Below are 22,980 nucleotides of genomic sequence, written 5' to 3' on the forward strand. Positions count from 1 at the left end.
TTACCGGCATGCGCCTTTTTTAATGCCAGAGAACTCCGGCAACGCCTCTATGACAAGGTCATGCGGCGGCACCCGCTACAGCCTGAACGGAAGGCTTCAGGCCGACATTGGCAAGCGTTGCATTCACCAGCGGTGTACGGTTCATCGTATAGAGGTGAAAATCTCCGATACCCCGGCGCACGAGATCCTCGATCTGTTCGGCAGCAACCTCGGCCGCCACTTCCGCCCTCGCCTGCGGCTGGTCCTCGAGACCCGAGAAACGGTCATCCAGAAAAGACGGAACGCTGGAGCCGCACATAGAGGCAAAACGCTTCAACTGGGTGAGGTTCTGGATCGGCATGATACCCGGCACGATCGGAATGGTTATACCCGCTGCGCGCACCCGCTCCAGATAACGCTCGAAGATATCGTTATCGAAGAAGAACTGGGTGAGCGCCCTGTGAGCACCCGCATCGACCTTGCGCTTGAGCATGTCGATATCGGCCGCATCGTCACGGCTCTCCGGATGCTTTTCCGGATAGGCAGATACGGAAATCTCGAAATCGCCCATCTCCCTCAAGCCAGCAACCAGCTCCGCCGCGTTGGCAAAGCCGCCCGGGTGAGGCTGGTAAGCCGTTCCCATGCCTCCTTGCGGATCGCCGCGTAGGGCCACGAAATGGCGTACACCGACCGCACGAAACTCGTCCACCACATGACGCACCTCATCCTTCGTCGCACCGACACAGGTCAGGTGGGAGGCCGTGGGCAGAGTGGTTTCAGAGATCAAACGGCGCACCGTGGAAAGGGTCGGTGCGCGCGTCGTGCCGCCAGCTCCATAGGTCACCGAAACGAAATCCGGGTTCCAGCGCGATAGTTCATCGACCGTCGCCCAGAGCTGGCCTTCCATCTCTTCCGACTTCGGCGGAAAGAATTCAAAGGAAATGCGCAACTGCGAGCCAGCCTGTTCGTTGTGATCGTTTCTCGCCATTCATATGCTCCCGGTCTGAAGGGTGGATCCGATGGAAGTTTCGCTATGGGCAGGTACACGCCGGCGGGCAAGCCAGAGAGTGACCGTCAGACCGCCGCCTTTCGGCTGTTCCGGTTTGAGGTCGACGGCACGCTCCACATCGAGATCGTATTTGGCCAGCCATTCGGCCATCGTCTGGTGCGAGAAGCCGAGGCGCACATGGGCGTGCTCGTCCCGCAGGTATTCATGATCGTGAGGCGCGAGATCCACAATGGCAAGCCGTCCACCGGGCTTCAGCATGCGGCTCGCCTCGGCCAGCGCCAACTCCGGCTGCGGCAGGAAGTGCAGCACCTGATGGATCGTCACGAGATCGTATTCGTTGCCGTCGAGCGGCAGGTTCAGGATATCGCCATGGCGAACGGCAGCCTTGAGGATGCCGGCCTTGTCGAGATTGGCGCGGGCAACCGCCAGCATATCCCGGCTGGCATCGATGCCGACCGCGCGACGGTAGCCATTGGCCAGAAGCTGCAGGATGCGCCCCGTACCGGTGCCGAGATCCAGCAACGCATCGACCGGCTCGGATCCGATCAGTTGCACCAGCGCCGTCTCGACCGCATCGTCATTCACATGCAATCGACGCAGTTCGTCCCATCCGGAGGCATTACGGCTGAAATAGTCCTGCGCGCGCTCCGCCCTCGTCCGCTTGACAGCGGCAAGGCGCTCTCCGTCACGCAACAGCACCGGATCGCTGTCCAGCGTCGTGGCAAGCAGCTGACGTGCCAGCGATGCCGCGTCACCATCCTGCTTCAGACGGAAATAGGCCCAGGCGCCCTCCTGATAGCGGTCCACAAGGCCTGCTTCGGTCAGCAGTTTCAGGTGGCGAGAAATTCGAGGCTGCGACTGGCCGAGAATATCGGTAAGATCGGTGACCGTCAGGTCGCCGGCAGCAAGCAGAGCAAGCAGACGAAGTCGCGTAGGTTCGCCCGCAGCTTTCAGCAGCTCGACTAGAACGTCTACACCGAACTTCATGCGCCCTCCGCTCAAAAACCAATCAAGATATAAAGATGTCTTTATGTCATTCCCCATACCTACGCAAGAGCTAATTGCGCGACAAGCCCGATTGCCGAGCGTCGGGAGGTATTGTGGTCGGATCAAACAAAAACGGCCGCACAAGGCGGCCGTCTGTCTTAGATTGCCGGAAGCGGCTCAGAACTCTTCCCACTCGTCCGACTTCATGGCCACGGCGGCATTGCCATAAGAGATCGGCGCGGGCCGCGTCCTCACTGGCTCCCGTGCCGGAGCCGGTCGCGCCGAAGCAGGACGGCTGACTGGCTCGGCGACGGCGGAGCGTTGAGCGGCCTTCCCGGTCCGGAAGCGGGACAGCAGTTCGGCGAGACGTGCACTCTCCTGCGCGAGGCTTGCACCGGCTGCATTCATCTCTTCCACCATGGCGGCATTCTGCTGCGTCGCCTGGTCCATGTGGTTGACGGCCGTATTGACCTCGCCAAGCCCCACGGACTGCTCCTGCGCAGCGGTAGCGATGGCGTCCATGTGAGCATTGATCGACTGCACGAGTTCCGCAATCGAGGAAAGCCCCTCGCCCGTATCGCTTACGAGCTTGACGCCTTCGCTGACGGCGATTTCGGAATTGGCGATCAGCCCCTTGATTTCCTTTGCCGCATTGGCGGAACGCTGGGCCAGTTCGCGAACTTCCTGTGCGACGACGGCAAACCCCTTTCCTGCTTCGCCAGCGCGGGCGGCCTCGACGCCGGCGTTAAGCGCCAGCAGGTTGGTCTGGAACGCGATCTCATCGATGACGCCGATGATCTGGCCGATCTGCCGCGAGGACTGCTCGATCCGTTCCATTGCGGAAACCGCGTTCGCAACGACGTGACCGGAGCGGTCGGCGCGTTCGCGGGTATTGCGAACCAGATCGCGAGCCTCGCCTGTCCGCTTCGACGTGGCAGTGACGTTGGCGGTGATTTCCTCCAGCGCTGCAGCGGTTTCCTCGAGTGAAGCAGCCTGCTGCTCCGTGCGCTTGGCAAGGTTATCGGATGCTTGGGAAATTTCGCCCGAGCCGTTGGTAACGGAACCGGCGACCTGACCAACGCTTTGCAACGCTTCGCGCAGCTGGCGGACGGACGTGTTGAAGTCGTGGCGCAGAGCCTCGAACTGCGGCGCCAACTGTTCGTTGATTTCGCATAGCATGTCGCCTGCTGCCATCCGCTGCAGACCGGATGCCAACGCGCCCGTAGCCTTGTTCAGCCGCTCATCAGCTTCGGCCTCGGCGCGCGCCTGCATCTCAACACGCTCGCGCTCCGCTGCAAGGCGGCCCGCTTCAGCACTCGCCTCCAGCTCCGCGTTACGAAGCGCCGCCTGCCGGAACACCTCCACGGAACGCGCCATACCGCCGATCTCGTCGCGACGATCCGCATAGGGGATCGGCTTCGCGGTATCGCCCTCCGCGAGCGACTTCATCCGGTCGGCGATGCCATTGATCGAGCGTGAAAGCAACCGGGCGATGACAATTGCCAATCCAATCACCAGCAAAACCGCTACAGCAAGCCCGGACAGAAGAACGACCAACCGCATTCGAGCGGCAGCGGCCATGTTGTCGATCATCTGCAGCATCTGATCGCCGGTCGCGCGGATTAGATCGGAAACATAGATCCGCCGTTCGTTGTGGGAAGCAATCCAGGCTTCCAGCTCCCCTTCGGCCGCCTGATAAGGCTTGTTCTCCAGCATAAGCAGCCGGATGCGCTCCATGAGCTGGCCATCCGGACGATCCCAGAACGCCTTATAGCGAGCAAGTATATCCGCCGGAACGGCTTCCGTGACGGCCTTCAGGTGAGTCTTGATCAATGTATCACTACGCTGCACCGCGCCGAAGCTCGGGGCCTCCAGCGCGCCCGTCTTGATATAGACTTGCCCCAAACGATTGATTGCCTGATAGGCATCGCTAAGCTGCATGAAAGCGTAATAGCCGGCAGCGGCCGTGGCCAGTTGCTGCTCGTTGGCCAGAAGTCCAGCCCGGCGCGTCATGTCAGAGCCGACAGCAACAATCGGCTGCATGATTTCCAGCGCCAACAACGGCGGCGCCGTGCCATCATCCGTCTTGGCTCGGAATTCCCCGATGCGCGAAACCCGCTTGTCAAAACTCTCTTTGATCGCCTTCAGCGCCGCGTCTTCATAACCGGCGGCCAGTACATCGTTATAGGCTCGATCCAGCGTCTCGATCGCCGCATCCGTCTGGAGCCTCATTGCCGGGATCCTATCTTTCTGCGCGGTGCTCTCGGTCGGAATGGCAATGGCCACCGCCACTCCACTCCGCGCGAGTTGCGCAAGGCGTGTGGCGCGCTGCAGTTCGTAGCTCTGCAGGTAAGAGAGCCAGCTGAGCCAACCGCCTAGAACCAGAACCGCAAGTAGTGGCACAGCCGCCAGGCTGGTCAGAAGTATGCGAAACGGCAATTTCCCAAGAAAAGACATCGTCGAAAATCCCTTTGAATATGCTCGCCATGACGGCGACAAGTGACGAACGAAGAGGTCACGCCACCATAAAACGAAGTATGCTGCGCAATTAGTTGCCAGACGGTTAGTGCGAGCGCCAATTTGCCGCACGCAAGCGGGCATCAAAAGAAAAGAGCCGATATAGAAATCGGAAAATTAAAGAAACATCAGAGGCTTGGGCCATTCGAAAGGCAACAAACCGCGATAGAGGGCCGTCATCCATGAGCATGATCGGGCCGTAAAGCTTTGACGATCAGCAAATTCTCCGGGACATCTCCAGCCAGCGGCTAGCGCAAGAAACGCGTCTGTAGCCCTTTTTGCGCATTGGAAATGCACCAAAAAGAGAAAACCCCGCGAACCTACGGTTCGCGGGGTCGACCTGTTGATTGTGGTGGCAGTTGTCAGCGCGTCAGGCGCTTGTAGGTCACCCGCTTGGGATTGACAGAATCCGCGCCGAGACGGCGGATCTTGTCCTGCTCGTAATCTTCGAAGTTACCCTCGAACCATTCGACATGGCTGTCGCCCTCGAAGGCAAGGATATGGGTCGCAAGACGGTCGAGGAACATGCGATCGTGGCTGATAATGACGGCGCAACCGGCAAAGTTTTCCAGCGCGTCTTCCAGGGCACCCAGCGTTTCGGTGTCGAGGTCGTTGGTCGGTTCGTCGAGCAGGAGAACGTTGTAGCCGCCCTTCAGCATCTTAGCGAGGTGAACGCGGTTGCGCTGACCACCGGAGAGATTGCCGACCTTCTGCTGCTGATCGCCACCCTTGAAGTTGAAGGCACCGCAATAGGCGCGGCTGTTCATTTCATACTTGCCGAGCTTCAGCACGTCGTTGCCGCCGGAGATTTCCTCCCACACGGTCTTGTTGCCGTCGAGCGTATCGCGGCTCTGGTCGACATAACCGAGTTCTACGGTTTCACCGATGGTGATCGATCCGGAATCCGGCTTTTCCTGACCGGTAATCATGCGGAACAGTGTCGTCTTACCGGCACCGTTCGGGCCGATGACACCAACGATACCGCCGGGTGGCAGCTTGAAGGTCAGGTTTTCGATCAGGACACGGTCGCCATACGACTTGGTGAGACCTTCGGCCTCAATGACCGTGTTGCCGAGGCGCTCGCCGACCGGAATAACGATCTGCGCATCGCCCGGACGACGTTCTGCCGCCGATTTGACCAGTTCATCATAGGCCTTGATGCGAGCCTTCGACTTGGCCTGACGAGCCTTGGGGCTGGCGGAAATCCACTCCTGTTCGCGCGAAAGCGCCTTCTGGCGGGTCGCTTCTTCACGAGCTTCCTGCTGCATACGCTTCGCCTTGGCCTGAAGGTAGGCCGAGTAGTTGCCTTCATACGGGATGCCACGACCACGGTCGAGTTCGAGGATCCAGCCGGTAACGTTGTCGAGGAAGTAGCGGTCGTGGGTGACCATCAGGATGGCGCCCGGATATTCGCGCAGGTGCTTTTCGAGCCACGCGATGGTCTCGGCGTCGAGGTGGTTGGTCGGTTCGTCGAGCAGCAGAAGGTCCGGCTGGCGCAGCAGGAGCTGGCAGAGCGCGACACGGCGCTTCTCACCGCCGGAGAGATTGTCGATCGTCGCGTCGCCGGGCGGGCAGCGCAGCGCCTCCATGGCCATCTCGACCTGGCTTTCGAGGTCCCAGAGGTTCTGGCTGTCGATGATGTCCTGAAGCTTGGCGCCCTCTTCCGCCGTCTCGTCGGAATAGTTCATCATCAGTTCGTTGTAGCGGTCGAGGATAGCCTTCTTGTCGGCCACCCCTTCCATGACGTTGCCGAACACGTTGAGGCTCTCGTCGAGCTGTGGCTCCTGAGCGAGGTAGCCGAGGGTAGCGCCGTCGGCGAGCCATGCTTCGCCGGTCCAGTCCTTGTCGAGACCGGCCATGATCTTCAGAACGGTCGACTTACCGGCGCCGTTCGGGCCGAGGATACCGATCTTGGCGTCCGGGTAGAACGAGAGATGAATGTTCTCGAGGATCTTCTTGTTGCCATAGGCCTTGTTCAGGCCGGACATGTGATAGATGAACTGGCGTGCCATCGTTCGGTTGCTCCGCGGATCGAATTGGGAAGTTGCCGCTATGTAGGCGAAAGCGGCAATGGGAGCAATGCGGGCGCGCCCGTTTTTGTGATTTGCCGCGGTCACCAAAGCCCTTCGGGGTAAAGATGAACTGTTCGCTGGAGCCGTTCGGGCTCGGTGCCCCCCGTCGCTGCAGGTCCTGCAGTGCTCCGCCGCGAACGCGGCCTGGCGATCAGTCTATCCAACTCACCAAATTGAAGGGGCTGGCATCGCCGACATCAAGAAAAATCCGCAGAAACCCAATGGAAATCAGGCTTAGGAAAAACAATCCGCGAGTAAGCCCCGTACGGCCACCATCGCCGACTTGCAAAACCATCAAAGCCCCCGTTCAATAGTCCATGGGAGAGGACCACCGCGAAACTAGCCCTGCAGGATTTAACGCCGGATAAACCGGGACCACCATGCAGGCCGCGTGCCGTCGACTTTTCGGCAGAAAAAGGGGGAGGAACATGTTTACGGAAGCCAGGCGTTTTTCCAGTCCGACGGGAGCATTGATCGCCTATCATCACGAGGCGGCACGCGGCGAGCCGCGCGGCATACTGCTGATCTGCCACGGCCTAATCGAGCATTCGCGTCGCTATCACGCCTTCGCCCGTGCGATGGCAGAGGCCGGGTTCCATGTCTATGCGCACGATCATCGCGGGCATGGGGAGACCACCTGCATCGACGCGCCGCTCGGCCGATTTGCCGGGCGCGGCGGCGTCCACAAGGTGGTCGCCGATGTTCGCGCCATGCGCGACATGGCGGTCGCCGAATACCCGAACCTTCCCGTCGTGCTCTTCGGGCACTCCATGGGTGGGCTGATCGCACTGAACACCGCAACAATGCATCCCTATGCCTTCCGGGCTGTGGCGATCTGGAACTCCAATTTCAATCCCGGCCTCACCGGCCGGTTCGCCCAGGGCGTACTCGCCGCCGAACGCATCCTGAAAGGCTCGGACGTCCCAAGCAGTATCCTACCCAAAGCGACCTTTGATGCCTGGGGCCGCTCCATCAAGAACCGCCGGACGCAGTTCGACTGGCTGTCGCGCGACAGAGCGGAAGTCGACAAATACGCAGGCGATCCGCTTTGCCGGTTTGACGCCAGCGTCTCGATGTGGAGCGACGTTCTGGCACTCACCTTTCGCGGACGCTCTTCCACAATGCTGAACCGCCTTCCCCGCGATCTGCCCTTCCATCTCGTTGGCGGCAGCCATGACCCCGCCACTCGTGGCGGCCGCGATATCCTCTGGCTGGAAGAGCACCTGCGCGACAGCGGCCTCACCAACATCAGCACCCGAATCTATGAAGACATGCGGCACGAAACACTGAATGAAATCGGTAGGGAACGCGCGGTCAGCGATTTCAGGATCTGGTGCGACCAGGCGGTCAGCAAAGCAGACCGCCTTCTCGAGACCCTGAACTAGCAAGCGAACCGCATTTCGGCGGTCAGCGACAGCGCCATCACCCACAGGCTCCGACCTCCCACGCAGGCTAGTTCGACGGCAGTCATCAAGCCATCAGAAGAAGGTGAGAGTGTCGCCCGCGCCGCCACACAAAAGGCGGCTTCGCACCATTCCTGCGGCAAACCGACGCCCGGCATTGTCGAAAGGGAATAACCCCATGAGAGAAATTCAAGTGTTTGCCGGAACACTCCCCGCTATAGAAAGACCATGATGTCGTCGTCCGCTACATTGGCAGGTACCACCCCCGAAAACAGGATCATGCAGGGCCTCGGGCTGATGATTCTCGCCATGTTGGTCGCTCCCTGCATCGACATCTTTTCAAAGCTTGCAACAGCCAACACCTCGCCGACCATGATTACCACCGGCCGCTTCCTGTTCCAGGGGCTGTTCATGCTGCCCATCGTGCTTGCCAACGGCACGTGGCGTGATTTTTCCTGGCGGCTGAGCGGTTATCACGCCATTCGCGCCGCCGTCATCACTCTGTCGATGATCTGTTTCGTCGCGACGCTTGCCGTCATGCAGGTCGCCGATGCCGTCGCCATCTTCTTCGTCGAACCGATCATCCTGACCGTTCTCGCCAGCATCTTCCTGAAGGAAACCATCGGCTGGCGCCGCTATACCGCCTGTGCCGTCGGCTTCCTCGGCGCTGTGATCGTCATCCGTCCAAGCTTCGAGGAAGTCGGATTCGTCGCCGTCCTGCCCATCGTCACCGCCTTCGGTATCGCCATCTTCGCGCTGATGACGCGAGCCTTGTCGCAGCGGGAGAACCCGTGGTCGATGCAGTTCCAGATGTCACTCTGGGGTCTGCCGATCGGCGGAGCCCTTCTTGCCTTCGGCGGAGTGACCGGTATCGAGTTTATGGCGCCTTCCATGCCCGACGGGCAGACGCTGCTCTGGTTTGTCGGCATCGGCTTTTCGGCAGCGCTTTCCGGTATTCTCGCGGTCTATGCCTATCGCGTCGCGCCGGCCTCTGTCCTTGCTCCGATGCAATATCTGGAAATCGTGTCCGCGACCCTGCTCGGCTGGCTCGTATTCGATGCCTTTCCCGATGCGATCAAATGGCTCGGCATCGCCATCATCATCGGTTCCGGCCTTTTCATCGTCTGGCGCGAGCGCCGCTTTTCCTCGAAGCCAGTATCAGACAGAAAACCCATTTCCCCATGACAGGATCGACCATGACTGACGCGCCTTCGAGGAAACCACCGCTTTCCGGCATCCGGGTGATCGAACTGGCCCGCGTGCTCGCCGGTCCCTGGGCTGGGCAGATGCTGGCGGACATGGGCGCAGATGTCATCAAGGTCGAAAACCCCGAAGGCGGCGACGACACCCGCGCCTGGGGACCGCCCTTCGTCGAGGGTGCCGGCGGCGAAAACCTGTCAGCCGCCTACTACCACTCGACCAATCGCAACAAGCGCTCCATCGGCGTCGATTTCCGCTCGCCCGAGGGCCAGGAAATCGTCCGGCGGCTGGTCGCCACGGCCGATGTGGTGATCGAGAATTTCAAGGTCGGCGGCCTGAAGAAATACGGCCTCGACTATGAGAGCCTCAAGGCGATCAATCCGAAACTCGTCTACTGCTCGATTACAGGTTTCGGCCAGAACGGCCCCTATGCCGAATTTGCCGGCTACGATTACATCGTACAGGGCATGTCCGGCTTCATGTCGATCACCGGCGAACCGGACGGCCAGCCGATGAAGGCCGGCGTCGCCATCGCCGACATCTTCACCGGCATCTACGCCGTCACTGCGATCCAGTCGGCGCTGATCCACGCCATGAAAACAGGCGAAGGCCAGATGGTCGACATGGCACTGCTCGACGTCATGTCCGCGGTGCTTGCCAACCAGAACATGAACTACCTGATCTCCGGAAAATCTCCGGTGCGCCTCGGCAACGCCCATCCGAACATCAGCCCCTACGAGGTCGTTCCGACAGCGGATGGCCACCTGATCCTTGCGGTCGGCAATGACGGCCAGTTTAAGCGCCTATGCACGATCCTCGGCATCGGAGAGGTCGCCGACGATGAGCGCTTCGCCACCAACAAGGCACGCGTTGCCCACAAGGCGGACGTGCGGCGCATCGTTTCGACCGAAACGGCAAAATGGGCAAAGCGCGACCTGCTGACGGCCTGCGAAAGCAACGCCGTGCCCGCCGGCCCGATCAACTCCATTGCCGAGATGTTCGACGACCCGCAGGTCAAGGCGCGCGGCCTGAAGATCGACCTGACCGATGCCGATGGCAACACCATCCCAGGCGTTCGAACCCCGATCGTGCTTTCCGAAACGCCCCTGCGTTACGAACGGCCCAGCCCGCAGGTTGGCGAGCATCGGGATGAAATCCTTGCCGAACTGGAAGAGATCGAGAGAAAGGCAGCCCAATGAAAAAGACCGGTGGTCAACTGATCGTCGATGCGCTCAAGGCAAACGGCGTGAAGCGCGTTTCCTGCGTGCCGGGCGAAAGCTATCTCGCAGTGCTCGACGCGCTCTATGAAAGCGGCATCGAAACCATCGTCTGCCGGCAGGAAGGCGGCGCCGCGATGATGGCCGACACCTGGGGCCGGCTGACCGGCGAGCCCGGCATCTGCATGGTGACGCGCGGACCGGGCGCGACCAACGCCTCCGCTGGCCTGCATGTCGCGAAGCAGGACTCGATCCCGATGATCCTGTTCATCGGCCAGGTGCAGCGTGACGCCCGCGAGCGAGAGGCCTTCCAGGAGGTCGAATATCGACGTGCCTTTACCGAATTCGCCAAATGGGTCGGCGAGATCGACGACGCCCGCCGCATTCCGGAATTCGTCACCCGCGCCTTTGCCATCGCCACCTCTGGCCGCCCAGGCCCGGTCGTGTTGACGCTGCCGGAGGACATGCTGGTCGATGAGGTCGATGCACCCGAGGCAAAGCCCTACATGCCGGTCGAAGCCCATCCCGGCCCTGCCCAGATCGAGGCTTTCAGCGCGCTGCTGGCAAAGGCAAAACGCCCGATGCTGATCCTTGGCGGCACTCGCTGGGACGACGAATCCGTCGCCGGCATCCGCGCCTTCGCCGAACGCTTCAGCCTGCCGGTCGGCTGCTCCTTCCGTCGCCAGATGCTGTTCGATCACCTGCATGAAAGCTATGCCGGCGATGTCGGCATCGGCATCAACCCGACGCTCGCGAAGGAGATCAAGGAGTCAGACCTCGTCATCCTGCTCGGCGGACGCTTCTCCGAAATGCCATCGTCGAGCTACACCCTCATCGGCATTCCCTACCCCTCCCAGACGCTGGTGCATGTCCATCCCGACCCGTCCGAACTCGGCCGCGTCTACCGCGCCGATCTCGCAATCTGCGCAACGCCGAGGGATTTCGTCGGAGCGCTCGGCAAGCTCTCCCCCGCCGTCGAACCGGAATGGGCCACCCGCACCGCCGCCATGCATGCCGGATACCTGGCATGGTCCACCCCGCCGAAGACGGGTCCGGGCAAGCTGCACATGGGTCCGATCATGGAATGGATCGAGGCCAACACGCCGAAAGACGCGATCTTCACCAACGGCGCCGGCAACTACGCCACATGGCTGCATCGCTTCCACCGGTTCCAGGCCTTCAATACACAGGCCGCCCCCGCCTCGGGATCGATGGGCTACGGCCTGCCCGCCGCCGTTGCCGCCAAGCAACTCTTTCCGAAGCGCGAAGTCATCTGCTTTGCCGGCGACGGCTGCTTCATGATGCATGGACAGGAATTCGCGACCGCCATCCGCTATAATCTGCCGATCATCGTGCTTCTGGTGAACAACGGTATCTACGGCACCATTCGCATGCATCAGGAACGGGAGTATCCCGGCCGCGTCAGCGCCACCGATCTGACCAATCCTGATTTTGCCGCCCTTGCCCGCGCCTATGGCGGCTACGGCGAGACGGTCGAGGACACGGAACAGTTCGCAGCCGCCTTCGAACGCGCCCGCGCCTCCGGCAAGCCTGCAATCCTCGACATCAAGCTCGATCCGGAAGCGATCACCCCGACGAGAACGTTGACCCAGATCCGCGAGAAGGCCTGATTTTCAGACCTTCCGCGTCATCTCTCTGGCGACATCGATGAAGGCGCGCACGGGCGGAGGCAGATGCCTGCGCCCGGAGAAATACATGCAAAGCCCCGGAAACGGTGGCGTACAGTCATCCAGCACGGCCTCCAGCAACCCGGCCGATAGCGCAGCGGCGGCCTGCCTCTGGGTCATATAAGCGAGGCCGACACCGGCGATGGCCGCCTCGAGCATGAGATCCATGTCCTGCAGCGTCATCGGTCCCTCGACCTCGATCCGGCTCTCCTGCCCGTGACGCTCGAATTCCCACCGATAGATGGCCCCGCTTGGCAGACGTAATCTCAGACAGGGATATCTGGCTAGATCGGTAGGCACCGAAGGTCGGCCGTAGCGCTCGAAATAGCCAGGCGCACCGAGAACGAGAAAACGCTCCTGCCCGGTCAGCGCAATGGCAATCATGTCCTGCGGCACGTCCTCATGCAGACGCACGCCGATATCGAAGCCCTTCTCGACAATGTCCACGAGACGGCCCTCACTCGCGACATCGACGTGAACCTCGGGATAGCGACGCTGGAATTCCACAAGAATGGGCATCAACAACCCCGTCATTCCGCCCGGTGAAGTGTTGATTTTCAATCGCCCGCGCGGACTGGCCGCCGCCGCGGTGGCTCCCTCCATCGCACCAGCGATATCCTTTAGCGCCGGAGAGATCTTTTCCAGAAACCGCTCTCCGGCCTCGGTCAACGACACACTGCGCGTCGTGCGGTTGAACAATCGCACCCCGAGGCGGTTTTCCAGCGCCGAAATAGCGTGACTGACGGCAGAGGCGGACATGCCGAGGTCGCGGGCCGCCGCCCGGAAATTACGGGTCTCGGCGACGACGGCCACGGCATTCAGTTCGATCAGCCCCGCCTTCTTCATTGTTCGACTTCACTCATCATGCTGTCCGTAATTATCGCTATTATCGAAGCATATCCGGAAATCTATCTCTTGCGCATCCCCAAACGCCAAAGGAGTTGGAACCATGACAAAGACCGTCCTCATCACCGGAGCATCGTCCGGGATCGGCAAGGCGAGCGCAAAACTCTTCAGTTCTCAGGGATTCAATGTCGTCGCCACGATGCGGGACATATCCGCCGGCGGGGATTTCAGAGAACTGTCAAACGTGCTGGTGACACGCCTCGACCTTGAAGATCCGGCCAGTATACAGGCAGCAATTGAGGAAGGGATCGAACGCTTCGGCAAGATTGACATTCTGGTGAACAACGCCGGCTACGGTCTCTACGGTGTCTTCGAGGCCATCCCGCGGGAGAAACTGCAGCATCAGTTCGACGTGAATGTCTTCGGCGTGATGGACACCATCCGCGCCATCCTTCCACATTTTCGCGAGAACCGCAGCGGCACCATCGTCAATCTCAGTTCCGGCGCAGGACACTTCACCCTGCCGATGATCTCGGCCTATTGCGCAAGCAAGTTCGCGCTGGAAGGTTTCACAGAGGCCTTGTCCTATGAACTGCTGGCGCTCAGCATCGGCGTCAAGCTGGTCATTCCGCATGGCGGGGTGGCGGAAACCTCGTTCCAGCAAAGATCGGCCGCCGATTTCGCTCGGGACGGCACGCCGGCCGAATATGAGGCCTTTCTCGAAAGAAGCGTCGCCACCTTCGCTCGTCTCGGCGGGGCCGTGGGCATGACCTCCTCCGATGTCGCAAAGGTCGTATTCGAGGCGGCAACCGACGGAAAACCGCAGCTGCGCTACTTTGTCGGCGATGCTCAAAGCGGTTGGCTGAAAGCCCGTAAGGACCTCGAAGAAAACGACTACATCGCCTTCATGCGCCAAAAATTTGCCTGACCGGCAGAACGAGAAAGGCCGACGCATCAAAAGGATGCGCCGGCCTTTCGAATCAAACCCTCAAGGATCAGAGAGCCGCGACGACGACGAACTCGACCTTGTAGTCCGGGGTCGCGAGAGCGGCCTGGCTGGTGGCGCGAGCCGGCGGGTTCTTCGGGTCGATCCATGCTTCCCATACGGCGTTCATTTCGCCGAAGGTCGACATGTCCGAGAGGTAGATGATCGTCTGCAGGATCTTGGACTTGTCGGAACCGGCAGCGGCAAGCAGGCGATCGACTTCAGCGAGAGCCGACTTCGACTGATCGGTCACCGACACGCCGTCGCCAACCTGGCCAGCCAGATAAACGGTGTTGCCGTGAACGACTGCGCCGCTCATGCGGGCGCCCGGCTCGATACGCTTGATGGTCATGGGAAATACTCCTGTTGCTGTAAAGGGAAATCGACCGGCCTGAACGGCCGGAAGGTCAGCTCAGCCGCGAAGCTGCAGCGTCTTCTGATAGGTGTTGGTGGAACGCGCACCGGAACGGCAATAGCCGAGCATCGGACGGTCGAAATCGTCGAGCGCGTCCATCATGCCGCTGATGGCTTCCTCGGTCACGCCCATCGGGCCGACCGGCACATGCTTGATCTTGATACCGAGTTCCTCGGCCCGGGCAGCGATGTCGGCGAAAGCCGGCTGGCCCGGCTCCTCGCCATCGGGCCGATGGCAAACGATCGACTTGAAACCCTGCGCCTTGATCTCGTCGAGATCGTCGACCGTGATCTGGCCGGAGACGGAATACTCTTCGTTGATCTGCCTGATATCCATCGTCATCATGCTCCTCGAATGAATGTGGCAAACACTTAAGGTGCCATGTCGGAGGCGTCAATCAAAGTTGTGCCTAAGCCGGTTCAAACAAACGAGAAAGTCAGGGCGTATTTGCGGCTCTCGCCCGGAGCAAGTTCGACGAGTTCCCCGCGTTTCGCAAGTTCGGCACGCGGCTCCCAGCGATGGGAAACCGGTTCGATGCCCAGCACATGGGCAGGAGCGGCCTGATTGCGCCAGATCTGCAGGAAAGGCAGGCCATCGGTGCGGAAACGGACCCGAAGCGTCTTGCCGCCGATTGCCGCGATGGGGCCGAGCCGAACTTCCGCCCAGTCTTCATCGCCGGCAGGCACGCAGAACACGCCGCCGTCGCCCTCGCCGAATGCCCAGGGAAAACCACCGTTTTCCATCATGGCGCCTTCCAGACGCACACCATCATCGAAAAGCCGGGCGCCGATATTCATGTGATACATCAGCATGGCCGGAAACGGCTGCGTGCCTGTATTGGTGACCCGGTCGGAAAGCTGTACCTCGCCGGTTGCCGCATCGATCCGCCAATGGCGCTCCAGCCGGGCGCTTCCGCCATCGGCCAGCCTTGCATCGATAACCGCGTGGGCCTCGGCATCCCCTCCTTCAAGGGAGAGCGAAACGACCTCGGCCGGATGAGACGAAAACGAGCCATGCAGCGGAAAGCGAACGCCGTCCTGACCGGAAATCGGCTCCGGATGGCGGATGTGGTCGGGACCGCAGGTGAAGAGAAAGCCTTCGAGCGAGTGATCGATGCGCGGATCACCGTCATCGGGAATAGCCCGGCCGGGGGCCAGATTGACCCCATCGACCACGCAAGCGCCGATATCGAACACCGATCCCTCGTCCAGAGAAAGCTTCGGTCCCTTGCCGTTACTAAATTCGATCACTGCCCGCCATCCTCGTCAGCCGGCGATGGCATGCGCAAATGTCCTGTCGCCATCGCATCCTCGATACCGGACAAGCCGTCATCGAGCGCTTTGAGGTACGGCAAATCCACTGCCCCTTCAAGCCAGTGCTGATAGTCGGCGGCACAGCGCTTCAGCTCGGTGTAGGCCGCCTGCCCGCTGTCCGTCAGGGACAGGATCTCGAAACGTCGGTCCACCGTATCCCGCTGCCGGCCAAGCCAGCGGCGGTCCTCCAGCGCCTTCACGGCGCGGCTGACCTTGGTCTTCGTCAGGCCGGCATGCCCAGAAATCGCCTTAGCAGTTCCGTGCAACCCTTCGCCCAGCGACCACAGCACCTGCCACTCCGTCCAGGAAACCTCCCCGCCGACATCGCACTGCCGCATGAAATGGCCGCTAAGCCTTTCCGCCGCACGATTTAACCGATAAGGCAAAAAGCTCTCGATATTGAAATGATTTCGCATCGTCCCCCCGCGACGAGATAAAAAACAGCCGGCTGTCCGATCCTCACTCCCGACAAAACCGACTCTCCTCAAAAATGGATTTTAAGCCATTCTTCACCATGAATTCACCTTTTCCACATTAGTGTCAAATTTATCGCGTTTTTCCCATTGGAAACAAGGAAATCGAATCGTGAGCGATATGAAGAAAGCCGGCCTGTTACTTGCGTCTGTGGCGTTGATACCGGTCCTCCTGTCCGCGCCCGCCTACGCGCGCGACCCTTACGGCTATCGCCCGAGCTCGACCATCCTCGTCACGCCGGAAGGCGACATCCTCGGCTACACGCCAGAACAGAACGAAGTCGTGATCAGCCGCGACCGCATGGGCCGTCGCGTTCTCTTCGATCACTATGGCAACCTGATCGCCACGGAAGTTCCGGCGGAAAGCTATTTTCCGCGCGGCGCGCAACAGCGCGATTACCCCGAGACCGCTTACGACAATTACCCGCCGCAGCCGCGCGGATGGAACGACGATCAGGTGGTCACCGGCACCATCCCCGACGCCAACGCCATCGATCGTCAACCGCTCGATGAGCCGGCCCAGGACATGCCCTATGGCGGCCCGGACATGGCGCCGCCGACCGAGCAGGCAACGCCCCGCACAGTCACCCCAGAGATCCCGGTAAAGAGCAACCTCTCGCAGCTTGAGATAACCGCTCTTCAGACTTTCCTCGACCGCGAGGGCATTTCGCCCGGCGTCATCGACGGCAAGATGGGCCAGAACGTCAACAAGGCGCTTGTGGCTTACCAGCAGATGACCGGCGAGACGCTCGACCCGAACAATGCCGAGGATATTCTGGAGCGACTGCGACTGTCAGGCGGACTGGCGATCACCTCCTACACGATCACGCCAGGCGACGCCGCCGGCCCCTATGTCGCCTCGATTCCCGAAGACTACAGCCACAAGGCCCAGTTACCGGCGCTGTCCTTCACCTCCACCACCGAAATGCTGGCGGAGAAGTTCCACATGGACGAGGCCTACCTCAAGGCACTCAATCCGGGCGTCGACTTCACCATTCCGGGCACGATCATCAAGGTCGTCGAACCTGGCAAATTGAAGCAGGGAGAGGTGGCAAAGATCGTCGCAGACAAGGGCCTGAAGCAGGTATTCGCCTACGCCGCCGACGGCTCGCTGATTGCCGCCTATCCGGCAAGCATCGGATCGGCCGACACGCCCTCGCCCTCCGGCACCGTGACGGTGGAACGTATCGCCTTCAACCCGGGCTACACCTACAACCCGAAGATCAATTTTCAGCAGGGTGCGAATGACAAGGTTCTCGCAATTCCACCCGGTCCGAACGGCCCCGTTGGCACAGTATGGATGGCGCTGTCGCGCCCGACTTACGGTATTCATGGCACCCCAGAACCGTCCAAAATAGGCCGCACCCAGAGTCACGGCTGCATCCGCCTCACCAACTGGGACGCAACCGAACTCGCCAAAATGACCAAGCCGGGCGTCACGGTCGAATTCATCGACTGAAATGGTCTGACCAAACCACCCGGATAGAAAAACTCGACATGAAGAAAGAGCCGCGGGATATCAATCCGGCGGCTCTTTTCATTGTCGCTGCTTGGGAGGAGCGAGGTATTTTAAGCCGCGCTGCGCACAACCTTGAACAGCCGGCGCGGCTGCTGTGTGCGGACGATGCGGACCGGCAGCAACTGCATCACTTCACAGGCCAATGCGCGTGCATTTTCACGGGCCTTGTCGAGATTGCTGATCCTTGCCGGGTCCATGGTGTAGAGGGTGCCACCACAGTCGAAGATCTCGCGATAGGCGGTGCGCTCGGCGATCGGCGTATTGATGACATTAACGCCGCGGGCAGCCAGAAGCCCCTTGATGGTCAGAAGAGCGCGCGTGGTCACCATTGAGGTGACGCGGGTCAGAACGACGGAATGGTCGATCTTCAGCTTGCCGGTTTCTTCCATCAACTTGATGAGGTCAAGGATCTGCGCGCCACCGCGTGCATCCATCGCACAGCCCTGCACCGGGATCATCACATGGTCGGAAAGCCCGATTGCGGTCGTCACTATGGCATCGCGCGCACCGGCGAGATCGATGATCGTATAATCCGCCGTGCGAGCCAGTTCACGGATATGCCCCTGCAGAGAGGCGACCGTTACTTCGGAAATCACTTCAATATTGTGCTGCGGACCCGAAAGCTCGTGCCATTGCGTGATCCAGCGCTGCGGATCTGCGTCCAGGATGCCGACACGATATCCCTGCTGGGCAAGCTCGGTGGCGAGAAGAAGGGCTGCGGTGGTCTTGCCGGCTCCACCCTTGGCATTGGCAAACGAGATGACTGGCATGCTGGATCCCTGAAGCTGTGAACCGAGCCAATCATCAGCTCCTGCAGTCGCCTCCTGTTCATGGAGGCAGTATGCAAATTATTCGTCATCATGGTTAAGAAAGGGCAAATGAAGCCGCAAAACCCCTCCCCAAAAATGGGAGTGCATTTAGGAAACACAATGAAAAACAAAAGGTATTGTAAGGTCGCATCTGTCCGCGCAGGTCGTAGACGCGCACCCGATGACTTTCGTTAGGACGCGGCCAGCCGTCAGATCGGCAAGCCCGGGAATGACCCGCAATCGGCCCGTTCATCGCCAAACTCTGCGACCCAAGACGACGATGGCCCGGCTTTCTTCAAAGTCGGGCCATTGTTGAAGTCATATATGCTGCAACGATCAGAAGCAGTCTTCGTAGAGCGCCTTGGTGTTTTCGAGCGTCATCTTCACCGGGTTGCCGCCGGCGCTAGGATCCTCGATCGCCATGGCCGACATCTCGTCGATACGGCCCTTGTCGAGGCCGAGTGCGCCCAGGGTTTCCGGGACGCCGAGTTCGGTGCGCAGCTTGAGTACCCAGTTGTAGAAGCCGTCGAAACCACCTTCGATGCCAAGATAGGCGGCGGCGCTGGCGATCTTGCCTTCGATGGCGGCTCGGTTGAAGCGCAGCACCGCTGGCATCACCACGGCGTTGGTCATACCGTGATGGGTGTTGTAGAGCGCACCGATCGGGTGCGAGATCGCATGGATCGCGCCGAGACCCTTCTGGAAGGAAACGGCACCCATGGCAGCCGCCGACATCATGTGGGTGCGCGCCTCGATATCCGAACCGTCATTGAACGCGCGCGGGAGATATTCCTTGACGAGACGCATGCCCTCGAGCGCGATACCCTGGCTCATCGGATGGTAGAACGGTGAGGAATAGGCTTCCAGGCAATGAGCGAGCGCATCCATGCCCGTGCCTGCGGTAATCGACTTCGGCATGCCGACGGTCAGCTCGGGATCGCAGATGACGACGCCCGGCAGGAACTTCGGATGGTAGATGATCTTCTTCACATGGGTCTTCGAATTGGTGATGACCGATGCGCGGCCGACTTCGGAGCCGGTGCCTGCAGTCGTCGGCACGGCGACGATCGGCGCAATGCCTTCGATACTGGCGCGAGTCCACCAGTCGCCAATGTCCTCGAAGTCCCAGACGGGTCGCGTCTGGCCGACCATGAAGGCGACGCACTTGGCAAGATCAAGGCCGGAACCGCCACCGAAGGCGACGACACCGTCATGACCGCCATCGCGAAATGCCTTGATGCCGGCTTCGAGGTTGATGTCGTTCGGGTTTGGATCGACATCGGCAAAGATCGCCCGGCCGAGACCACCTTCAGCCAGGATGTCGAGCGCACCCTGCGTAATCGCCATCGATGCAAGTCCCCGGTCGGTGATCAGAAGCGGCTTCTTCATGCCGAGCGACTTGCAGGCGTCGGCGAGCTCCTTGATCCGGCCACTCCCCATCTTGATGGCTGTGGGGTAGCTCCAATTTGCGACAATGCTCATTTCGTGACTTTCTTGAGGTGGTAGGATTTCGGACGGGTAAGGTTGTGGAAACCGATGACAGATAGCGAACCGCCGCGACCGGTTTCCTTGACGCCCGTCCAGCACAGGGCCGGATCGAGATAGTCGGCACGGTTCATGAATACGGTACCGGTTTCGATTTCGCGGCCAAGACGCCCTGCCCGTTCGGGGTCCTGCGTCCAGAGCGAGGCGGTAAGGCCGTACTGGCTGTCGTTCATCAGCGCCAGCGCTTCTTCGTCATTTTTGACCTTCATGATGCCGACGGCAGGGCCGAAGGTTTCATCGCGCATGAACGACATGGAATGATCGACGTCGACCAGAACCTGCGGCATCAGATAGGCGTGGCCGTCATCCTGGGGGAAGAGCTTCGGATCAACGAGCGCCTTGGCGCCCTTGGCAACCGCTGCAGCGATCTGTTCGCGCACATGGGCGGCGAAGCGGCGATGTGCCATCGGGCCGAGTGTCGTTTCCGGATCCAGCGGGTTGCCGAGCTTGTAGTTCGAAACCCAGGCGACCGACTTTTCGACGAACGCGTCGTACAGGCTCTCATGCACGTAGATGCGCTCGATGCCGCAGCAGCACTGTCCGGAATTATAGGTAGCGCCATCCATCAGCGTATCGACGGCGGCGTCGAGATCGGCGTCCTCCATCACATAGCCCGGATCCTTGCCGCCGAGTTCGAGACCCAGGCCTGCAAAGGTAGAGGCTGCGGCGCGCTCGATGGAGCGCCCGCCTTCGACCGACCCCGTGAAATTGATGAAGTTGAAGCTGCCGGCCGCAATCAGCGCCGAGGTCGTAGCGTGATCAAGGAACACGTTGACGAAAACGTCATCAGGAATACCGGCCTCGACGAAAGCGCGAACAAGCCGTTCGCCGACCAGAAGCGTCTGCGTCGCATGCTTGATGACGACAGTGTTGCCGGCCATCAACGCCGGGGCAACGGTGTTGATCGCCGTCATGTAGGGGTAATTCCACGGCGCAATGACGAAGACGACACCGTGCGGCTCGCGCTCGATACGGCGCTCGAAGCTGCCGCTGTTCTCGATCACGAGCGGAGCCAGCGCATCGGCCGCGATCGAGGCCACATAATTCGAACGTTCGTTAAAGCCCTTGTATTCACCGCCGTAGCGGACCGGACGACCCATCATCCAGGCCAATTCCGGCACGACTTCATCGGACATCTCGTTGAGGCGGGCAACGCCCTTCAGGACGAGTTGCACACGCTCTTCCAGCGGGCGACGAGCCCAGGCCTTCTGGGCTTTGCGAGCCCGGGCCACAGCAGCGTTTGCCGCCTCCAGCGACATGGCCTCGCGCTCGGCGAACACCGAGCCGTCGACCGGCGAAATGCATTGAATCATTGTCATTCCATTGCTCCTTGAAAGCCCTTCATGCCAGTAGCCCGACACTTGACGTCGTGCCATTGGCCAAGATGGCGCAGCCGCTCGACGCTGATCGATCCCGCCCGCCGTAAAGCGGTGCGGGATCGCGTGTCAGGCTACACCTGCTCCCCTGTTTCATGTCGATTCACAGGGGCATGTATTGCAGTCTATTGCGGTTTGGCCGGCACCGAAATCTTCCCAAAGTAATAGTCGGCCGATTGTCGGTGGCATCCGGCAAAGGTCCCTCGCCGGATGAGGAACGGGCGTCAGGCCCGTTCGAAACCGCGCGCGACCTCCCAGTCGGTGACCCGACGATCGTATTCCTCCTGCTCCCACTCCGCAGCACGGACATAGTGATCGATTACATCGCTGCCGAACGCATCCCGCAGCATGGCTGAACCGGCAAGTGCCTCAGTCGCGGACCTGAGTGTGCGCGGGATCTCGCGAACACCCTGAGCGCCATAGGCATCACCGGTAAATGCCGGCTCCAGCTCCATCTTCTTCTCGATCCCGTCGATACCGGCGGCAAGCAGGGCCGCCATGGCGAGATATGGATTGAGGTCGGAGCCGCCGACACGGCATTCAACGCGGATAGCCTTAGTATCCTCGCCGCACATGCGATAGCCGGCAGTGCGATTATCCTTGGACCAGATCGCCTTGGTAGGCGCAAAGGTACCGGCCATGAAGCGCTTGTAGGAATTGATGTAGGGCGCGAGGAAATAGGTAATCTCACTGGCATGCGAGAGAAGACCCGCCATGTAGTGCTTCATCGTCGATGACATGCCGTGCTCGCCGTTCTCATCGAAAAACAGAGGCGTCTTGCCATCGGAGGTCCAAAGAGACTGATGAATATGCGATGAAGAACCCGCTGCATTATAATGCCACTTGGCGAGGAAGGTGATCGCCTTGCCGCGCGACCAGGCGATTTCCTTACAGGCGTTCTTGATGATGGCGTGGCGGTCGGCCATGGTGAGCGCGTCGGCATAGCGGACGTTGATTTCCTCCTGACCGGCCGACGCCTCGCCCTTGGAGTTCTCGACCGGAATGCCCGCGGCCTGCAGGCCTTTGCGTATCGCCCGCATCACATCCTCTTCCTTGGTCGTCTGGAAGATGTGGTAATCTTCGTTGTAACCGGAGACGAGCTGCAGGTCGCGGTAACCCGACATGCGCGCATCGTCATAGGTCTGATCGAACAGGAAGAACTCGAGTTCGCTGGCCATGTAGGCCTTCATGCCCATCGCCTCCAGGCGCGCAACCTGCTTCTTCAGGATGGCGCGAGGCGAATGGGGCACTTCGTCATGGGTGTGATGGTCCAGCATGTCGCACAGAACGAGTGCAGTGCCTTCGAGCCAAGGAACACGACGAAGCGTCGAAAGATCGGGCTTCATGGTGTAGTCGCCGTAGCCCTTTTCCCAGCTCGTGGACTTGTAGCCGGATACGGTTTCCATCTCCATGTCGGTCGCGAGGAGATAATTGCAGCTGTGGGTTTCCTTGTAGGCGCTTTCGATAAAATATTCCGCCTGGAAGCGCTTGCCCATCAGGCGGCCCTGCATGTCGACCTGACATGCCAGTACCGTGTCAATGCGGCCGTCGGCGACGTCCTTCTTCAAATCGTCGAATGTGTAAGTCATGCTCATGAGTGAAACCCGCTTTTATCTTTGTTTCAGGC

Annotated in this window: 19 protein-coding genes; 6 read left to right on the forward strand and 13 right to left on the reverse strand. The window is 60.5% G+C overall.

Annotation, left to right across the window (positions count from 1 at the left end; all coding sequences use genetic code 11):
• Positions 1–58: 58 nt before the first annotated feature.
• The 4 genes from metF to ettA all read right to left on the reverse strand — a co-directional run bounded on the left by metF (position 59) and on the right by ettA (position 6,504).
• Positions 59–967 (reverse strand): methylenetetrahydrofolate reductase [NAD(P)H], encoded by a 909-nt coding sequence (gene metF / locus H4I99_RS05395; RefSeq protein ID WP_163899827.1) that lies wholly within the window; start codon positions 965–967, stop codon positions 59–61.
• Complete coding sequence (locus H4I99_RS05400) at positions 968–1,975, reverse strand: ArsR/SmtB family transcription factor (RefSeq protein ID WP_163899829.1); 1,008 nt, start codon at positions 1,973–1,975, stop codon at positions 968–970.
• Positions 1,976–2,152: 177 nt separating this feature from the next.
• Positions 2,153–4,432 (reverse strand): methyl-accepting chemotaxis protein, encoded by a 2,280-nt coding sequence (locus tag H4I99_RS05405; protein WP_163899831.1) that lies wholly within the window; start codon positions 4,430–4,432, stop codon positions 2,153–2,155.
• Between the two features lie 422 nt (positions 4,433–4,854).
• The gene (ettA, locus tag H4I99_RS05410; RefSeq protein ID WP_163899833.1) at positions 4,855–6,504 is read right to left on the reverse strand and encodes an energy-dependent translational throttle protein EttA; all 1,650 of its coding nucleotides are present in this window, start codon (positions 6,502–6,504) and stop codon (positions 4,855–4,857) included.
• 488 nt (positions 6,505–6,992) lie between these two features.
• Here ettA and H4I99_RS05415 point away from each other — a divergent pair, with 488 nt between their 5' ends.
• The 4 genes from H4I99_RS05415 (at position 6,993) to H4I99_RS05430 (ending at position 12,015) form a co-directional block, all read left to right on the forward strand.
• Positions 6,993–7,949, forward strand: coding sequence for an alpha/beta fold hydrolase (locus H4I99_RS05415; RefSeq protein ID WP_163899835.1), 957 nt, complete (start codon positions 6,993–6,995; stop codon positions 7,947–7,949).
• A 246-nt stretch (positions 7,950–8,195) separates the two neighbouring features.
• Positions 8,196–9,152, forward strand: coding sequence for a DMT family transporter (locus tag H4I99_RS05420; RefSeq protein WP_163899837.1), 957 nt, complete (start codon positions 8,196–8,198; stop codon positions 9,150–9,152).
• Positions 9,153–9,163: 11 nt separating this feature from the next.
• Positions 9,164–10,366: a succinate--glutarate CoA-transferase gene (gene caiB, locus H4I99_RS05425; protein WP_163899838.1), complete on the forward strand. Its 1,203-nt coding sequence runs from the start codon at positions 9,164–9,166 to the stop codon at positions 10,364–10,366.
• Positions 10,363–12,015 (forward strand): thiamine pyrophosphate-binding protein, encoded by a 1,653-nt coding sequence (locus H4I99_RS05430; protein WP_163899840.1) that lies wholly within the window; start codon positions 10,363–10,365, stop codon positions 12,013–12,015. The genes caiB and H4I99_RS05430 overlap by 4 nt, the downstream gene beginning before the upstream one ends.
• 3 nt (positions 12,016–12,018) lie before the next feature.
• On the opposite strand, the gene H4I99_RS05435 is transcribed toward H4I99_RS05430, so the two are convergent.
• Positions 12,019–12,918: a LysR family transcriptional regulator gene (locus H4I99_RS05435; RefSeq protein ID WP_163899842.1), complete on the reverse strand. Its 900-nt coding sequence runs from the start codon at positions 12,916–12,918 to the stop codon at positions 12,019–12,021.
• Positions 12,919–13,021: 103 nt separating this feature from the next.
• On the opposite strand from H4I99_RS05435, the gene H4I99_RS05440 reads away from it, so the two are divergent.
• Positions 13,022–13,846 (forward strand): SDR family oxidoreductase, encoded by an 825-nt coding sequence (locus tag H4I99_RS05440; RefSeq protein WP_163899844.1) that lies wholly within the window; start codon positions 13,022–13,024, stop codon positions 13,844–13,846.
• Between the two features lie 67 nt (positions 13,847–13,913).
• Here the strand turns inward: H4I99_RS05440 and H4I99_RS05445 are convergent, their stop codons facing one another.
• The 4 genes from H4I99_RS05445 to H4I99_RS05460 all read right to left on the reverse strand — a co-directional run bounded on the left by H4I99_RS05445 (position 13,914) and on the right by H4I99_RS05460 (position 15,969).
• A complete protein-coding gene (locus H4I99_RS05445; protein ID WP_163899846.1) occupies positions 13,914–14,255 on the reverse strand; it encodes a RidA family protein in 342 nt (113 codons plus the stop codon).
• A 60-nt stretch (positions 14,256–14,315) separates the two neighbouring features.
• Positions 14,316–14,654: a protein tyrosine phosphatase family protein gene (locus H4I99_RS05450; RefSeq protein WP_163899848.1), complete on the reverse strand. Its 339-nt coding sequence runs from the start codon at positions 14,652–14,654 to the stop codon at positions 14,316–14,318.
• 83 nt (positions 14,655–14,737) lie between these two features.
• Positions 14,738–15,568: an aldose 1-epimerase family protein gene (locus tag H4I99_RS05455; RefSeq protein ID WP_163899850.1), complete on the reverse strand. Its 831-nt coding sequence runs from the start codon at positions 15,566–15,568 to the stop codon at positions 14,738–14,740.
• Positions 15,565–15,969 (reverse strand): MarR family winged helix-turn-helix transcriptional regulator, encoded by a 405-nt coding sequence (locus H4I99_RS05460; protein ID WP_244624922.1) that lies wholly within the window; start codon positions 15,967–15,969, stop codon positions 15,565–15,567. Before H4I99_RS05460 ends, H4I99_RS05455 begins: the two co-directional genes overlap by 4 nt.
• Before the next feature lie 247 nt (positions 15,970–16,216).
• Here H4I99_RS05460 and H4I99_RS05465 point away from each other — a divergent pair, with 247 nt between their 5' ends.
• On the forward strand, positions 16,217–17,563 hold the full coding sequence (locus H4I99_RS05465) for a L,D-transpeptidase family protein (protein ID WP_246225610.1): 1,347 nt from the start codon (positions 16,217–16,219) through the stop codon (positions 17,561–17,563).
• A 110-nt stretch (positions 17,564–17,673) separates the two neighbouring features.
• Here the strand turns inward: H4I99_RS05465 and H4I99_RS05470 are convergent, their stop codons facing one another.
• The 4 genes from H4I99_RS05470 to H4I99_RS05485 form a co-directional block, all read right to left on the reverse strand.
• Positions 17,674–18,393 carry an AAA family ATPase gene (locus tag H4I99_RS05470; protein WP_163899854.1) on the reverse strand — a complete coding sequence of 240 codons (720 nt, stop codon included), beginning with the start codon at positions 18,391–18,393 and terminating at the stop codon, positions 17,674–17,676.
• A 375-nt stretch (positions 18,394–18,768) separates the two neighbouring features.
• Positions 18,769–19,914, reverse strand: coding sequence for an iron-containing alcohol dehydrogenase (locus H4I99_RS05475; RefSeq protein ID WP_163899856.1), 1,146 nt, complete (start codon positions 19,912–19,914; stop codon positions 18,769–18,771).
• Complete coding sequence (locus H4I99_RS05480; RefSeq protein WP_163899857.1) at positions 19,911–21,296, reverse strand: aldehyde dehydrogenase family protein; 1,386 nt, start codon at positions 21,294–21,296, stop codon at positions 19,911–19,913. The genes H4I99_RS05475 and H4I99_RS05480 overlap by 4 nt, the downstream gene beginning before the upstream one ends.
• A 281-nt stretch (positions 21,297–21,577) precedes the next feature.
• A complete protein-coding gene (locus tag H4I99_RS05485; protein ID WP_186663245.1) occupies positions 21,578–22,942 on the reverse strand; it encodes a glutamine synthetase family protein in 1,365 nt (454 codons plus the stop codon).
• Between the last annotated feature and the right edge of the window lie 38 nt (positions 22,943–22,980).

Source organism: Paenirhizobium daejeonense (assembly GCF_014280875.1).
GTDB lineage: Bacteria > Pseudomonadota > Alphaproteobacteria > Rhizobiales > Rhizobiaceae > Allorhizobium > Allorhizobium daejeonense.